The sequence below is a fragment of the Pseudoalteromonas sp. A3 genome (genome assembly GCF_025942345.1).
In the GTDB taxonomy this organism is placed as follows: domain Bacteria; phylum Pseudomonadota; class Gammaproteobacteria; order Enterobacterales; family Alteromonadaceae; genus Pseudoalteromonas; species Pseudoalteromonas atlantica.
In genome coordinates, this window is record NZ_JAPCKL010000006.1 from 215,438 (window position 1) to 231,730 (window position 16,293).

General features: G+C 41.9%; 11 protein-coding genes. 6 read left to right on the forward strand and 5 right to left on the reverse strand.

Annotation, left to right across the window (positions count from 1 at the left end):
* The first annotated feature begins 61 nt into the window (after positions 1–61).
* Both slmA and OIZ54_RS12985 read left to right on the forward strand, forming a co-directional pair.
* On the forward strand, positions 62–649 hold the full coding sequence (gene slmA, locus OIZ54_RS12980; protein WP_004587943.1) for a nucleoid occlusion factor SlmA: 588 nt from the start codon (positions 62–64) through the stop codon (positions 647–649).
* Between the two features lie 158 nt (positions 650–807).
* A complete protein-coding gene (locus OIZ54_RS12985; RefSeq protein ID WP_264390552.1) occupies positions 808–3,567 on the forward strand; it encodes a prolyl oligopeptidase family serine peptidase in 2,760 nt (919 codons plus the stop codon).
* A 106-nt stretch (positions 3,568–3,673) separates the two neighbouring features.
* Here OIZ54_RS12985 and OIZ54_RS12990 read toward each other — a convergent pair whose 3' ends face one another.
* From OIZ54_RS12990 to OIZ54_RS13005, 4 genes are all read right to left on the reverse strand, one after another.
* On the reverse strand, positions 3,674–4,831 hold the full coding sequence (locus tag OIZ54_RS12990; RefSeq protein WP_024031368.1) for an ROK family transcriptional regulator: 1,158 nt from the start codon (positions 4,829–4,831) through the stop codon (positions 3,674–3,676).
* Positions 4,832–4,902: 71 nt separating this feature from the next.
* Positions 4,903–6,144: a glycerate kinase gene (locus OIZ54_RS12995; RefSeq protein ID WP_264390553.1), complete on the reverse strand. Its 1,242-nt coding sequence runs from the start codon at positions 6,142–6,144 to the stop codon at positions 4,903–4,905.
* Between the two features lie 10 nt (positions 6,145–6,154).
* Positions 6,155–7,735 carry a sodium:solute symporter gene (locus OIZ54_RS13000; RefSeq protein WP_004587939.1) on the reverse strand — a complete coding sequence of 527 codons (1,581 nt, stop codon included), beginning with the start codon at positions 7,733–7,735 and terminating at the stop codon, positions 6,155–6,157.
* A gap of 185 nt (positions 7,736–7,920) precedes the next feature.
* The gene (locus OIZ54_RS13005; protein ID WP_264390554.1) at positions 7,921–10,362 is read right to left on the reverse strand and encodes a TonB-dependent receptor; all 2,442 of its coding nucleotides are present in this window, start codon (positions 10,360–10,362) and stop codon (positions 7,921–7,923) included.
* A gap of 196 nt (positions 10,363–10,558) precedes the next feature.
* Between OIZ54_RS13005 and OIZ54_RS13010 the strand changes: the two genes are divergently transcribed.
* The 4 genes from OIZ54_RS13010 (at position 10,559) to OIZ54_RS13025 (ending at position 15,561) form a co-directional block, all read left to right on the forward strand.
* Positions 10,559–11,860 (forward strand): MGH1-like glycoside hydrolase domain-containing protein, encoded by a 1,302-nt coding sequence (locus OIZ54_RS13010; RefSeq protein WP_264390555.1) that lies wholly within the window; start codon positions 10,559–10,561, stop codon positions 11,858–11,860.
* Between the two features lie 16 nt (positions 11,861–11,876).
* Complete coding sequence (locus tag OIZ54_RS13015; protein WP_256846124.1) at positions 11,877–12,854, forward strand: carbohydrate kinase family protein; 978 nt, start codon at positions 11,877–11,879, stop codon at positions 12,852–12,854.
* The gene (locus OIZ54_RS13020) at positions 12,851–14,050 is read left to right on the forward strand and encodes an AGE family epimerase/isomerase (protein WP_264390557.1); all 1,200 of its coding nucleotides are present in this window, start codon (positions 12,851–12,853) and stop codon (positions 14,048–14,050) included. Before OIZ54_RS13015 ends, OIZ54_RS13020 begins: the two co-directional genes overlap by 4 nt.
* 236 nt (positions 14,051–14,286) lie before the next feature.
* On the forward strand, positions 14,287–15,561 hold the full coding sequence (locus tag OIZ54_RS13025; protein WP_264390558.1) for a purine-cytosine permease family protein: 1,275 nt from the start codon (positions 14,287–14,289) through the stop codon (positions 15,559–15,561).
* Positions 15,562–15,616: 55 nt separating this feature from the next.
* Here the strand turns inward: OIZ54_RS13025 and OIZ54_RS13030 are convergent, their stop codons facing one another.
* Positions 15,617–16,135, reverse strand: a complete 519-nt coding sequence (locus tag OIZ54_RS13030) for an Lrp/AsnC family transcriptional regulator (RefSeq protein ID WP_024031376.1) — start codon at positions 16,133–16,135, stop codon at positions 15,617–15,619.
* Positions 16,136–16,293 lie beyond the last annotated feature (158 nt).

A 16,293-nucleotide genomic window follows, 5' to 3' on the forward strand; every position in this document is an offset into this window, starting at 1 on the left:
GCCACTCATTTGAACAAAAAATGATTAGCAGCTAAAAATAACAAATAAAAAAGGAAGGTTCATGCCTGCGACAAAAAGAAGTAATCGCAAAGAGCAAATACTGCAAGCCCTCGCGCAAATGTTAGAAACCAGCCCAGGACAACGGATTACAACTGCAAAGCTTGCTGCTGAAGTGGGTGTGTCTGAAGCTGCGCTTTACCGTCACTTTCCAAGTAAAGCACGTATGTTTGAAGGCCTAATAGAGTTTATCGAAGACACGCTTTTATCGCGCATTAACCTTATTTTAGAAAACGAAAAAGAAAGCCAAACACGCGTTTATAATATTTTGTTGTTGCTACTAACGTTTGCAGAAAAAAACCCAGGTATTACACGCATACTTACCGGCGACGCCCTGCAAGGCGAGCAAGAGCGTTTACGAGAACGTGTACAAGGGCTATTCGAAAAGCTAGAAACGCAATTTAAACAAGTACTGCGCGAGCGCAAACTTCGTGAAGGTAAAACCTTTCAAAGTGACGAACTCACCCTTGCTAACTTTTTACTAGCCTATGTTGAAGGTAAAATGAACCAGTTTGTACGCAGCGACTTTAAAGTAAAGCCAAGTTCGCAATTTGAAAAACAATGGCCAGAACTACAAAAAATTTGGTTATAACCTTACTTTATTATTTTACCGTTAGCGCTAGTTATTCGCGCTAACGTTAACCCTTTCGTCCCTTTTCTTATACCGCTTATCTGATCCGCTCGAAATATAAACCAAACTCGCTACAATACTTATTACATTAAAAGTACTGTGAAAAACGAGAATCAATAATGAAAACAACGCTCACCTTTTTAAGCTCAGCACTGCTTGCAAGCTTAGCGAGCCCGGCTGCTTGGGCTCAAAAGCCGTTAGAATTTAAAGACGTATTCGATTTTAAGTACGCAAAAAACACCCAACTTTCAGATGATGGTAAAATCCTCAGCTTTAGCGCTAAGCCTTACCGTGGCGATGCAAATGGGCAAGTTTATGACTTAACAACAAACACCCTCATTAGCACCGTGGAGCGCGGCACCAAGCCCGTTATTAACAAAGCGGCTAATTGGGTGGCATTTACACAAGTACCCACCCTACTTGAGCAAGAGACCAGCGAGAAAAAGTCATCACTTAAAAACAACCTCATTTTAGTCAATACCCAAACCGGCGAAAAACAGCAATTTGCCGACGTAAAAGACTATGTTTTAGGTAACAATGGCCAGTGGCTTGCTTATCGAGTTGATAAAAAAGCAGAAAAAGACACACCCGTTGAAGATAACAGCGAAGAAAAAAGCGCTATCACACCAGATAAAAAAGATAAAAGCTTTGAGCTAGTAATAATAAACTTAAAAAACAGCACCACCCACAGCTTAAATAATGTATTTAGTTATGCGCTAAGCCCTAGTGGCGCTCAGCTACTTGCCAGCCAAAGCTTTAGTGATGGCAACAACAATCAGCTTGTACTGCTTGAACTTAATAATAACTTTGCGCAAAGCGTATTAATTGATGAGCCAGGCGTGGTTGCACAATCAATTAGTTGGCACCCTGATAAAGAAATAGCCGCATTTAACCTCGGTAACTACGTAAACGATGATGAGCGTCGCAGACAATACTCTCTAAAGCTTTGGCAAAATAACACCCTTAGCACCATCGACTCCCCTAATAAAGAATGGGTTATAGGTAAAACAGCATCGATTAGCTGGTCTGAAAATGGCGAGCGCTTATATTTTGAAAACCACCCAAAGCTGGCCGCTAAAATAAAAGCAAAAGAGTACACCGACCAAGCATCACTGTATGACTTTGACACGATTCGTGAACATAAAGCGCTAAACGTGTGGCACAACAACGATGCCCAAATAAAACCACGAGAAGAGCAACAGTGGAACAAGGTTAATAAAAATCGCCATTACAGCGCTGTTTTTCATTTAAAAAGCCAAAAAGCAGTACAACTAAGCAATGAAAAAGTCAGCGATTTAGCGCTTAACACTAATCGTAGCCAAAGTGTATTAGGCTATTCTGACCAAGCCCACCTAGAAAAAATTATGTACGGTGGCTTTTTTGCCGACTACTACAGCATAAACACTAATACCGGTGAGCAAACTCCCATTATTAAAAATTCACCGTTTACACCAAGCCTTGCACCTAATGGGCGCTACGCAGCCTACTTTGCACAAAGCCAAGTACAACTTAAAGATTTAAAAACCAACAAAGTTACCGCCCTTAGCAAAGCTATTAATGCCACGTTTGCCGATGACAAACACGACTATCCATCACCGCAACCTGGCTATGGGTTTGCCGGTTGGTTAAATAACAGCAGCCAAGTATTGGTTTATAGCAAATACGATATTTGGGCGTTTGATGTCAACACTCAACGCGCTGAGCGTTTAACTAATGGTAAACCAAGCAATACGCAATATCGCGTTATTAAGCTTGATAAAAAACAAGTAGACTTTGCCCAAAACGATACATTGCTTGTATCAGCCGTTAACTTACAATCAAAGCAACGTGAAGTAGCCAAGCTTGATTTAGCCTCACAAACGGTTACTAATGTACTGAGTGGCAAAAAACGTATTGATGTAGTTAAAAAGGCAAAACATGCCGATAAATACCTCTTTACCGAGCAAACTTATCATCAGTTTCCTGATTACTACCAAAGCGACTTTAGCTTTACAGCGCCTAAAAAAGTTACCAACTTAAATCCACAAATGGCGGATTTTGCCTGGGGCGAAAAGCCAGAGCTAATTAGCTACAAAGGCTTTGATGGCGAAGACCTACAAGGGGTATTAATTAAACCTGCAGGCTACAAAAAAGGCGATAAAGTACCCGTTGTTGTGTATTTTTACCGCTATATGAGCCAGCGCATGTATGATTTTCCTAAAATGGAGCTAAATCATCGTCCTAACTTCCCTATGTTTACCTCAAATGGTTATGCAATCTTTTTACCTGATATTCGCTTTGAAATAGGCCACCCAGGTAAATCGTCAACGCAAACCATGATCAACGCCACGCAAAAGCTTATAGACCTAGGCATAGCCGACCCAGATAAAATAGGCCTACAAGGGCATTCATGGGCAGGTTATCAAAGTGCGTTTATGATCACTCAAACAGATATGTTTAAAGCGGTTGTATCGGGCGCGCCGGTATCAAACATGACCAGCGCCTACAGCGGCATACGTTTAAAGTCGGGCCTTGCGCGTCAATTTCAGTACGAAACAGGGCAAAGCCGCATAGGTAAAAATTTATTTGAAGCACCCGAGCTATACATCGAAAACTCACCAGTGTTTTTTGCCGATAAAGTAAATACCCCTATTTTAATTATGTTTGGAGACAAAGACGACGCAGTGCCTTGGCACGAAGGCGTGCAATATTACTTAGCCCTGCGCCGTGCGGGTAAAGACGCCACCTTTTTACAATACGAAGGTGAACCACATCATTTGAAAAAGTTTCCTAATCAGGTCGATTTTTCAGTGCGTATGATGCAGTACTTTGACCATTACTTAAAAGGCAAGCCAGCCGCTAAGTGGATGACAGAAGGTGAACCGTTCGTTGAAGAGTAAAACCCATTCGTAATAATACTTAGTTAAGAATTTGGTTTAAATACTAAAAAAGCCGATATTGTATAAATCAATATCGGCTTTTTGTTTTAAAGTTTCTATTATTAAGCTACAAACACAGCTCTCTAAATGGCAAAGTGGCTGCACCAATCGAGACCGGAAAATTATTAATGTTTGAGACCACCAGCTTAGGCATTGGGCGTTTAGCACCGCGTCTAAATTGTGCGTAAACCTCAGTACGCGCTATTACTTTTTCGGCCAGCTCTTTAGGTATATGGCCGCCAATAATAATCGCTTCTGCATCTAATAGCGCCGAGCAACAAGTTGCTACTAAATCAAACGAGTCTTGAACTTTAAATAGCCACTCTTCTACGCCTGGCCATTCTGGGTCAAAGTTATCGTGCAGGTCGTAAATTGAATCAACCGCTACACCATTTTTTTTCAAAATGCGCTTTAGTAACTCTAAATTGGGATGAGCGTATAACTTGGGCGGCAACATATCGCCAAGCTCGCCTGCATTACCGTAAGTACCACGTAGTACATCGCCGTTATTTACGATTCCGCCACCAAATGCCGCCGAGACAAACATATAAACAAAGTTTTTATACTCGCGGCCTATACCTGCAACCCCTTCGCCAGCGGCGGCGCCTGTAGCGTCATTCACCACCCACGTAGGGAGTTGAAAATGCTTAGAGACAATATCGATAATATCAACCTGCGACCACTCCTCTAGCATATGGTGGGTATTCATTTTACCGTCCATAGAGCTAAAAAAGCCCGATATACCCACGCCCATCCCCAGCACTTTTTCGCTTGCAATGTTATGCTCTGCGCTTATATCGTCCACCAGCTTTTGCGCACTTTTAAGTACGTTATTAATACTCATGTCTGACATAAGCTGCATATGGGTGTAAATAACTTTACCGGTAAAATCCATAACCGCTACAGAAATAGCATCAAGCAAAATAGCTAAACCAAAGGTAAAGCCGTATTCGGGGTTAAGCGCAATACCAAACCCAGGCTTACCCTTTTTATTAGGTATTAGCGTATCGGTTTGCATTATTACGCCATGCTGAGTTAACGATTTAAGTAAACGCGAGACAGTTTGCTGCGGAATTCGGGTGGCGCTCACAATATGGCTTTGTGTTACGCACTGCTCCCAAAACACCACTTTAATAATATCACGTTCAATGTCTTGAAAAAGTTTGTCGCCTTTTCCAAGCTCAAATCCTGAGCGTAATAAGTTACTGTTATTTAGCGAAAACATAGCTATTAACCCTAATAAAATTGGAGCACAAGGTTACGTTAAACCACTTTAAAGAACAAGTAGGCGAGCGCCTACTCAATCACTATCACTCTAAAATCGTTAACGTTAGTATTGGTTGGCCCAGTAATAATTAAATCATCAATGGCTTTAAAAAACTGATGGCTATTATGGCCTTCTAACTGAGCGTGTAAGTTTTCGCCAGCATCAAGTGCGCGCGTAATCGTGCTGCTATTTATATACGCACCGGCAACGTCTTTACTGCCATCTACACCATCGGTATCACACGCTATGGCATAAATACCCGCCTCGGCGTTAAGCGCCTCAGCCAATGCCATTAAGTACTCTTGATTAGGGCCGCCATCACCATAAACATCGGCTACCGTTACTGTAAGCTCACCGCCTGAGAACAACATAACGCGCTTACCTTGCGCTTTTTGCTCAAGGGCAATTTTAGCATGTGCGCGGGCAACCTCTTTTGCCTCACCTTGAATGTCGTACCCAAGTACTTGCGTATCCCAGCCTTGGTGCTGTGCTACATCAATAGCACTGTCAATCGCGTGCTGGGCATTAGCCACAATAAAGTGTTTGCCTTGAGTATCTGCCGCACGTGGTTGCTCAGGCTTTAATAAATGCGCTTCAATTTCGTTAATAACCGGCCAATTGTACTTTTGTAAAATAGCCAGCGCATCGGCTTTAGTGCTGTTATCGCTAATTGTGGGGCCTGATGCAATATCACTTGGCTTATCCCCTACTACATCCGAAATAATCAGCGTGACATAATCCGATTTAGCCGCTTGTGCTAACTTACCGCCTTTAACAAGCGAGAGCTGTTTGCGCACAACGTTAATTTCATCAACGCTTGCACCACTTTTAAGTAAAAACCGATTAAGTGCCTGCTTTTGCTCAAACGGCACATCATCTACCGGCAAACACATAAGCGACGAGCCGCCGCCTGAGATAATAAACAAAATAGGAATATCGGCCGGATTATTTTTTACAAACGCCAATAACTCTTTACCTGCTGCTAAGCTGTTATCATCTGGCGTTGGGTGATTAGCACTAAGCACTTTAATGCGCCCAGTATCGCCGGCACTTTCGTAACCGTAACGTGTCACTACCGCACCAAAGCATTTATCACCATAAAAACGGTTAACCTCTGCGGCCATTTCTGCGGCGGCCTTACCGGCACCCACCACGCATAAGCCATTACTGGCATCTATATTTTCCAAGTACTTGCTCATACACGCACTGGGTTTACAGGCATTTACCGCCGTGGTAAATAAATCGATTAAAAATGACTTTTTAGAATCCATGGGTTAACGCTCACGAAAAAATTGATGGAATAGCAAGGCAAATTAATACCATCACAACAAACATGCTAAGCAGCATAACGATATCTTTACCGGTTACAATTGAGTTTGAGATAGTCTCAGCGTTTTGCGCTTTAGCAACCTCGTTTACTTCGCGTGGAATAGCAACGCTTGTCGTAAGGGTAATCACCGCTGTAGCCACAAAGCCAATAAAGTTCCACCAAAACCAAAATACGTCTGGCGCAAATACCGACACCAACAAGTTAATTAACACACCACTAATTAAGCCTATGTTTGCATGCAGCGCAGCACTGCGCTTACTAACTACGGCAATTAAAAATACCGCCAGTATTGGGCCATAAAATAACGAGCCTACTTTGTTAATGGCTTCAATAATAGTAGGTGCTATATCACCGGCATAAAGCGATAAAATTAACGTAATTGCACCCCAAATAAGCCCTAAGTATTTAGCTAGTTTTAAGTACGTTGGTTGGTCTAGCTCTTTATTTGAAATACGGCTGTAGTCTTCAATACTTACCGCCGAAAGCGAGTTAATAGCAGAGCTAAGTGATGACATAGCCGCCGATAAAATAGCCACCACTAATAAACCAATTAAGCCATGTGGTAAGTAATCTAAAATAAAGATTGGCATCATCCAATCTGGGTTATCGGCTGGAATTTTGGCTAAAAACTCAGGATTGCTCATAGCCAGTGTGCCTACAATTAAGCCCGACACACAATATAAAATAGTAATAGGAAAACGTACTACGCCGTTGGCTAAAATCATGTAGCGTAAGTTTTTAGGATCTTTTGCACTAAGTGCACGTTGCGCTTGTGTTTGGTCACATCCATAGTAAGAGGCGTAAAGCACCACACCACCAAAAATCATAGGTAAAAAGCCAAAACCATCGCCACTAAATCCAAACGAATCAAATTTTATGGCTTCTAATCGGCTCGAATCAACATTAGCAATAAAGGTATCAACCCCACCTAAGTGATAAAGTCCAAAGCCAATACAAGCAATAGTACCTAGTACAATGATGATCATTTGAATTGCATCACCATACACCACGGCTTTCATACCGCCTTGCAGTGAATATAACACCGTGATCACGCCGGTAAGCACAATGGCTTGCCATGCTTCTATGCCCATGGTGCCTTGGAGAATAAGCGATACCGCATAAATCATAATGCCGGTGGCAAATGCGCGGCTAAACTGAAACACCACACTAATAAGCACACGGGTAGAACGACCAAAGCGCATTTCTAAGTAATCATAAATACTTACAATGCCGCTTTTATAAAGCTTAGGTAAAATAGTCGCTAAAATTAAAATCATCGCCAGCGGCACACCTAACTCATACGAGAGCCATTGCATACCACCGCCTTCACGCAAACCAACAAATGCAGGAGCCGAAATAAAGCTAATAGCCGAAAGCTGAGTGGCCATTACCGACAAAGCTAAAGGTTTCCACCCTAAGCTTTTGCCTCCTAAAAAGTAATCACTTTTATTGGTTTGTTCGCGTAGCATAAACCCCATTACCAATAAGGCACCAAGGTAAAGAGCAACTATTGAAAAATCTAATATATTCATAATTATTTCGCGTATTCACATTAAGAAAACACAGCGCCTTCTCAAAAATAAAAAACTAAACAGCTATATGCTTACTTCTAAAACAGTCCCTAAAAACAAGCCTATCGCTAACTTAGCTGAAAAATGCATCACAATGCAAAAAGCCTATTAACCCCAAAACAGGTTAATAGGCGTAAAGCATTTATTTAAAAGTCGTATTTGACTCTAAATGTAACGCGTCGTGGGAGAATTGGACGGCCTACAAAGTAAGGATTGTCTGACGTTTGGCTATTACCTAAACGCGGCGAGCCTTCGGTAACACCATCAGAGTCAAACAAATTAAATACCCCTACGCTTAAACGTACGGTTTGCTCTGGGGCGATTTGCCAGTTATAACCCGCATCAAATCTAAACAAGTGGAATGAATCAAGCTCTACAGAGTTTGCATCGTTAGCAAAGTTTTTACCTGTAAAGTTATGATACAAAGCAGCATCCCAATTATCTGCGGTGTAGCTTATAGAAGAGTTAAATAATACTTTTGGTTTACGACGTAACTCGTTACCAATAATAGAAGGGTCTGAGTCAAACTCAGTAAATTCGTGATCAGTGTAGGTCATGTTGGCATCAACCGCCCACTCGTCGGTAATATCGTAACGACCCGTAAGCTCCACACCCGTTGCTTTGGTTGATTGCATAACAGGCAGCTCTAATACCCCACCGTTGCCATCGTTAACAAAGTCTACGCTACGTCTGTCTTTTAAGTCGGTTCTAAATAACGTGATACTACCGCTAAAGTCGTTATCAAAAAACTTAATACCAAGCTCGCCTTGTTCAACAATTTCGGCTTCGTAGCTGGCAGGCTCACCTAAATCATTAAACTGAATTCCTCTAATTTCTGGGAAGAAAAACCCGCGAGATGCATTCGCGTATACGTTTAAGTTATCGGTTAAGCGGTATAAGGCTGCACCCGATACTGCAAATTCAGAGGTGTCTACTTCGCCGTAAGTCATTACACCACTGCCTGTGGTGTTTACCTGTAAATTAGGCGCAAGTGATGGATCATCAGAAATTTGTACAACTTGGCTGCCTTCACGGCTAATTTTGCCGTCAATTTCTTCATAACGAACACCAAAGTCGATAATCCAATCATCGCTTTCCATTTGGTCCGCTATATAAAGCGCACGGCGGGTAGCGCTAATTGTTTGGTTGGTGTAAGAAATACCTGGGCCACTAATACCATTTTGTGTGTACTGAACAACATCACCATCGGCATTGGTGTACGTTAAATCAACCAGTTCTGGGTTATTGTTAAATTCCCCCAAGTAGGTCGTAATAACGTTATCGTCATCGGCTTCACTGTGAGAGAAAAACGTACCTACGGTAATATCGTGGCTAAAATCGCCAACAAAAATACTTTTAACAATATTAAATTCGGCAGAAAAATCCTCTGCTGGGCGGTCTCTATCTAAAATACGATTAGCAAATAATAAGTCATCGCTTGCCAGTGCCTGCCCCGATGCAGTGTAAGTAAACGCTGCATCGCTTACATCACCTAAGCCATGGTTAGCTAAAAACTCTTCTTGGCTCTCAGGTACATTAATAATACCGTCGCCATCTAAAAATAGATTAAATTCGTGTTGGTACTTTGCGTATTTACTGCGCATGTTAATAGCAAAATCGTTAGCGAGCTCTTTTTCAAATACGACCGAGATTGAGCCACCTTTAGTTACCACCCCATCACTAATTGGCGATTCATAACGACCATTGGCAGTATCGTAAGAGAGGTTAGACACATTAGCAGTTTGTAATGACTCCACTTCGCGTCCATCGTTACCAGTTAAGCGTTCGCGGCTGTCGCCATCAAGCGGAATAGGCAGGTAAAACTGCGCTTGGTCGTCAATGTATTGGCCATACACCGTAAATGAGCCAGAGCCGTCATCAAATTCTTTACGAATATTACCGCGCAGCTGAGTGCCTTTAGTCTCAAGCCCTGTATCTAACGGGCCCTCATCGTAACGGTAAAAGCCCGACAGCGCATAATAAAGGCCATCTTCGTTAAGCGGCCCGCTTGTAGCAAAATCTAAACGGGTACGACCCTGATCAGAAAGCTCCATTTGCACAGTACTTTGCGGATCATCGCTGCCCGTTTTAGAAATATAGTTAATAATACCCGCTACAGAGCCTTGGCCAAATAAGTTAGACACACCGCCACGCACAAATTCTACACGCTCAATACCTAAGTCGTTTCGGTAGTACACATCAAACGCCGATGAGTTTAAGCCAAAAACACTCAAACTAGGTGAACCGTCATACGACAGTGGCGTAAACTGAAACTGACCCGATGAAGGTAAGCCTCTTACTTGTAGGTTTGTTCCAACCTCACCACCGCCCCCTTCTACTTTAATACCAGGGATATAACGTAATACATCTGCTTGGCTACTTGATGAAAGCTTTATTAACTCATCTTCGCTAATAGAGGTTACTGACTGTGGGGTATCTGAAATAACGCGTCCTTTGCTGGTACCAGAGACGATAATACGTTCAACGTTATTTTCTTTTTTTGCTGTATCTGGCGCAGTTTCTTCTGCGGCAAACGCGCCTTGTGTGAGGCATAAAGATACAATAGAGGCGATCGTAGTTTTATTCACGGGTATTCTCCAATTGTGCTAGTTGTCTGTGTGTAATTACTTAGAGTGTGGCTAAGTAAGTGCGAAATAATCAAGCATACATGTTAGTTTTTTGTTACTTCGAACAGGATTTAAGCACAGAAAAAAAACATTTACAACCCATAATGAGTGCTTTAATATTATCCAAATCGAAAATAACACACAAAGAGCACCCAATATGACTACTACAATCAACGGTAAACTTGATGCAGCCACAGCGGCATCGCTTACAGAACTTGCTACTAAAACACTTATAGCAAACGATTTAGGTGGCTATACCGTCCCTACGCATGGCCTTTACCCGTTTCAGTGGAACTGGGATTCAGCGATTACAGCCCTAGGGTGGATGAAGTCTGACGAGAGCCGTGCGTGGCAAGAAATTGATGTGTTATTTTCAGGCCAGTGGGATGACGGCATGGTGCCACATATCTTATTTCATAAAGATTCAACTACCTACTTCCCTGGTCCAGATGTGTGGGGCTCTGATAAAAAAATTAAAAGTACGTCTATTTCGCAGCCACCCGTTGTGGCAACAGTAATGAAAGAAATGCTTGCCAGCGCACAAGATAAAGCCCTTGCAAAGCAAAAAGTTAAAGCATTATTTTCTCAAGTTGTTGATTACCATTTATGGTGGTACAACGACCGCGATCCTGAAAACACAGGCTTAGTGGTCACTTATCACCCGTGGGAATCGGGTATGGATAACAGCCCATCGTGGGATGGTGCCCTTGAAGCTGTACCTGGTGTTGATTGGGAATACACCCGCCGCGACACCAGCCACGTTGATTCGTCGCAGCGCCCGCATAAAAGCGAGTACGACCGTTTCTTATACCTAGTAAACTTTTTTAAACGTAACAATTTTGATAGCAAAGTAATTTACGAAACCTGCCCGTACAAAATGAACGACCTAGGTATTATTGCTATTTTGCACCGTGCGACAAAAGATTTACTCAAAATGGGTGAACAACTCGGTTTAAACGATGCACGTACCGATTATTTAGCACAGCGTCTAGAGCTAACTCAAACAGCAATTAACACGTTATGGTGTGAGCAAAGCGAATACTTTTACTGTAAAAACGTGTTAACCAACAGCCTAGCTAAAGTTAAAACATCAGCGGCACTACTAACCGTTTATGCTGGTTTAACAACTGACGAGCAAACGCGTATTATTAATACCGCGACAGAAGATTTTATTGAGTCGAGTCAATTTAGTGTGGCATCTACCCACCCTAAAGAAGAAAAATACGAGCCACAACGTTACTGGCGCGGCCCTATTTGGTTACACATTAACTGGATGATAGCCATCGGCCTTAAAGAAGCAGGGTTTGCAACCACTGCTGATAAAATTCAGGACGACACGCGCGATTTAGTGCTTAAATCGGGTTACTACGAATATTTTAACCCAGAAACAGGCGCTGGCTGTGGTGGTAAAGATTTCTCATGGACAGCCGCTATTGCGCTGCATTGGCTACTTGATTAATAACTAAGGCAGCATTATGAAACACACAATATGTTTTGGTGAAGTATTGGTTGATTTACTCTCTGATAAATTAAGCCAAAACAACAGCGAGCACGAAGCGTTTACTAAGTTTGCAGGCGGTGCGCCTGCAAACGTAAGCGTAGCTATTGCAAAGCTAGGTGGTAACGCCTACTTTGCTGGCATGCTAAGCACCGACAGCTTTGGTGATTTTTTACATAACGCCTTAAAAGAGCAAGGCGTAAAAACCGACTTTATGCGCTTTACCGACCAAGCAAAAACCGCCCTTGCGTTTGTATCACTTGATAAGGACGGCGACCGTACGTTTGAGTTTTACCGCGATAACACCGCCGATCTGCACTTTACTAATAGTGACTTTAGCAGTGAATGGTTTGAGCAATGCGATATTTTTCATATTTGCTCAAATACCTTAACCGATGAGCGCATACGTAAAACCACCGCGTATGGCGTTGAGTTTGCCAAGCAAAATAACTCAATTGTCAGTTTTGATATTAACTTACGCCTCAACTTATGGCCTAGTAATGCTAACCCGCGTGAACACATTTTACCCTTACTAAAGCACTGCTCTATTATTAAAGCCTCTAAAGAAGAGCTTGAATACTTAGCGGGTGAGCAAACGGGTGAAGAATTTATAGCCGACACTCTCAATAATGGCTGTGAGTTATTTGTGGTTACCGATGCAGGCAACCCGATGCATTGGTATACCAAAAATGCCAAGCAAACGCTTCACCCTAAAAAGGTTACTATGGTTGATGCTACCGCCGCAGGAGATGCGTTTGTAGGTGGATTGCTGTATCAACTAGGCTTACAAAACCTCACACCTAGCTCTTTTAGTAAGCTTTGCGACAACCCCGAAACACTAACAACTATTTTTGAATTTGCTTCGTTATGTGGTGCTCATGCAGCATCGTACAAAGGGGCATTTACGTCTCTTCCTAACGAAAAATCGCTTAACGATTTTAGGAGCGCACTATGAGCCACACACCTGATAACTTTAAAAGCCGCGAATTTTTAACAGAACATATTGCCGATACGCTGGCGTTTTACGAGCCAAACATAGACGACGAACACGGCGGTTTTTACCAAAACTTTTCGGATAATGGTGAGGTATTTGATAAGCAAACTCGTCACCTAGTAAGCTCTACTCGGTTTGTATTTAACTATGCACGTGCGTACCAAACCTTTAATGACGAAAAGTACCTAAACCGTGTTAAATCGGGTATTGAGTTTATTCGTAAGCACCATTTTGTTGAGCAAACAGGCGGTTACAATTGGTTATTGAGTGTTGAGCAAGGTAACGCCACTGTACTTGATGATACCAACCACTGCTATGGCTTTGCGTTCGTGATTTTAGCCTACAGTTGGGCATACCGCGTAGGTGTTACAGAGACACGCGAATACCTAAACGATACATTTCAAACAATGGAAACGCATTTTTGGGATGCAAAAGCGGGTTTATATAAAGATCAGCACAACAGTGACTTTACTAAGTGCGATCCGTATCGCGGGCAAAATGCCAATATGCATACGTGCGAAGCACTTATTGCCGCTTATGAAGCAACTCAAGATGAGCTATTTTTAAATCGCGCGCTCACACTGGCCGATAACATGGTTAATCGCCAAGCTAATTTAATGGGTGGGCTTATTTGGGAGCACTACGATATAAATTGGCAGGTTGATTTAGAGTATAACAAAGACGATCCTAAAAATTTGTTTCGCCCGTGGGGTTTTCAGCCAGGTCACCAAACTGAGTGGTCAAAACTATTAATGTTTTTAAATAAGCATAAGCCACAAACTTGGCTTGTAGAGCGCGCTAAAGCGTTATTTGATAATTCAATAGACGTTGCGTGGGATAAACAACATGGCGGTATTTGTTACGGCTTTGCGCCAGATAAAAGCATATGTGATGACGACAAGTACTTTTGGGTGCAAGCCGAAACACTGTGCTGTGCAGCCTACCTTTATGAAACCACAGGGGATGAAAAATACCAGCAGTGGTATGACAAAATTTGGCAGTACTCGTGGCAGCACTTAGTTGATCATCAATACGGTGCGTGGTTTAGAATTTTAACCGTAGATAACAAAAAAATAGATACCATGAAAAGCCCAATTGGTAAAACGGATTACCATACTATGGGTGCCTGCTTTGACGTGTTGGCGTTATTAAAATAACCCAATAAGGTAAAACATTTAATTATGTTGTGTAGACCTTTAAACCGCCTTTTTGGCGGTTTTTTTTGCCTAAATAGTTACGCCTTTAACACCCTAAAAATAATCACCACAAAATATAATTTTGTGCGCCCCCTACTTTTTAAACCTCATATTTTGAATAAACACCTAATAATAAAAAATTTTGCACGCCAGCGGCGTATAGTAATATAAAAGATAATAAAAAAGAGAAACAGGCAATGCCAAACGGGAACGACCCCCACACTATTAATAGCAACGAACTTGTTGCCTGGCCGCGCATTGCAGCCATAGCCGCTATGCTCAGCTTTTCGCTGCCCACTTTTATCACCGGCCTAGAAATACATCAAAGCTCAAGTGTGAGTAATACACTGTGGGCGTTAGTTATTGGCTCACTTATATTAACCCTTATTGGTGGGGCTATGGGCACCATAGGTGTAAAAAGCCGCTTAAGCTCTTATTTATTGGTAAAAATAGCGTTTGGTAATGCTGGCGCGGGCATTGTTAATATTGCCTTTGCTTTATCATTAATTGGCTGGTTTGGCGTAAATATTGATTTGTTTTCTAATGCTGTGGTGCGCTTACTCAGTGCAGAATTTAATATTATTATGCCCGAATGGCCCATCGATATAGTCGCAGGTTGCGCCATGCTCATAACCACACTGTATGGGTTTAAAGCCATTAATGTGCTGGCCTCTATCATGATCCCTATTTTGGCTGCGGTCACCGCTATGATGCTTTTTGGCGCGCTCGATAGTATGCCACTGGTTGATTTTATTAATTTAGAAAAATCAGCAGCGCTTTCTCTTGAAGATGGTGTCGCTGCCATTGTTGGCGGCGTTATTATTGGCGCAATAATATTGCCCGACATAACCCGTTTTTCTAAGCAAAAACGTGGCGGCGTGTACACCTCATTTATTGCGTATATGGTTATTGAGCTTTTGGTTATTTTTGTGGCTGTATTTGCCGCAGCCGCCATGCAAGAAACCGAAATATTAAGCTTAATGCTTGCGCTTAATTTGGGGTTTTCGGCGTTTTTTATTGTGATAGCAGGCAGCTGGATTTTAAATTCGTTAAACCTTTACAGTACCGCACTTAGCGTGGAGGCTACCTTTCCGCATTGGCATAAAAAGTGGGTTATTGTGTTATTAGGTTTGGTGGGAATTGGCGCAGCCTTTATAAATATTTTAGATATGTTTATAAGCTTTTTAGCGTTTTTGTCTGATATTTTTGTACCGGTAGCAGGCGTAATTATTGTTGATGCACTGTTTATTAAACCCCATGCTTATAACGCAGCGGCTTTGGCAAATAACGCTAACTTTTCACTTCCCGCATTTAGCGCATGGTTTGTAGGCGCGGCATATGCGGTGTGTAATGGCACTTTATTTAACGTATCAATGAGCGGTATTAGCGTGATTGACGCCATTATATTAACGGCCGTTATTTATACCCTGTTTGCAAAAGCCATTGCCCCCAAACCGGTTATTCAGCAATAACTTTAAACAATAAAAAGGCGCATAAAGCGCCTTTTTATTACTCTAAATTAGGGGGCTACTCTTCATCGTCTACTTTCATTTCGTCTCGCCATTTAAGTTTTTCCAGCGGGTAGCCTAAAAAGAACTTAGCGCGCTCAAGCACTATGCGTGTAGTCAGCTTTTTTATTGCATACTGTGAGCTGCCGGTTAGCCTGTCGCACATTGCATTAAGCGCTTGAATATCGGCAAAGCAACAAAAAGAAATATAATCAATATCGCCACTTAATTGCATGCAATCCATTATTTCGGGAATGTTGTGTATGTCAGCTAAAAACTTACGCCGCGCTGCTAGGTTATTGTCCTCTAGGGTAAATTCCATATAGGCAAACACGTGCTCACAAATTTGCTCTAAATTTATATCAGCATGAAAGGTTCTAAAATATCCCGCCTCTTTTAATGCTTTTACTCGCTGAAAACATGCACTGGGCGACAAGTTAACTTGCTCGGCCAATTCAACGTTTGTTAAATCGGCAGTTAGGTGCAGAATTGCCAGTATTTTTTGATTATACCTGTCTATTTTTATCGTTTTTTTCATAACCGGTTTCACATTTAATAATAATTAATTTTGTAAATTTAAGGTCAACAAATACATAAAATTACGCGCTTAAGCGTTATTTTCAGCAATTTGTGTGTGCTGTATTAAGGGTTTACAAAATATTATTTTGTCTGAAAAAGCGACAATGTTTATCACTA

What these genes read in the sequence shown, in the direction of transcription:
- slmA (WP_004587943.1), top strand. Translation starts at nt 62, where the DNA reads ATGCCTGCGACAAAAAGAAGTAATCGCAAAGAGCAAATACTGCAAGCC.
- OIZ54_RS12985 (WP_264390552.1), top strand. Translation starts at nt 808, where the DNA reads ATGAAAACAACGCTCACCTTTTTAAGCTCAGCACTGCTTGCAAGCTTA.
- OIZ54_RS12990 (WP_024031368.1), bottom strand. Translation starts at nt 4,831, where the DNA reads ATGTTTTCGCTAAATAACAGTAACTTATTACGCTCAGGATTTGAGCTT.
- OIZ54_RS12995 (WP_264390553.1), bottom strand. Translation starts at nt 6,144, where the DNA reads ATGGATTCTAAAAAGTCATTTTTAATCGATTTATTTACCACGGCGGTA.
- OIZ54_RS13000 (WP_004587939.1), bottom strand. Translation starts at nt 7,735, where the DNA reads ATGAATATATTAGATTTTTCAATAGTTGCTCTTTACCTTGGTGCCTTA.
- OIZ54_RS13010 (WP_264390555.1), top strand. Translation starts at nt 10,559, where the DNA reads ATGACTACTACAATCAACGGTAAACTTGATGCAGCCACAGCGGCATCG.
- OIZ54_RS13015 (WP_256846124.1), top strand. Translation starts at nt 11,877, where the DNA reads ATGAAACACACAATATGTTTTGGTGAAGTATTGGTTGATTTACTCTCT.
- OIZ54_RS13020 (WP_264390557.1), top strand. Translation starts at nt 12,851, where the DNA reads ATGAGCCACACACCTGATAACTTTAAAAGCCGCGAATTTTTAACAGAA.
- OIZ54_RS13025 (WP_264390558.1), top strand. Translation starts at nt 14,287, where the DNA reads ATGCCAAACGGGAACGACCCCCACACTATTAATAGCAACGAACTTGTT.
- OIZ54_RS13030 (WP_024031376.1), bottom strand. Translation starts at nt 16,135, where the DNA reads ATGAAAAAAACGATAAAAATAGACAGGTATAATCAAAAAATACTGGCA.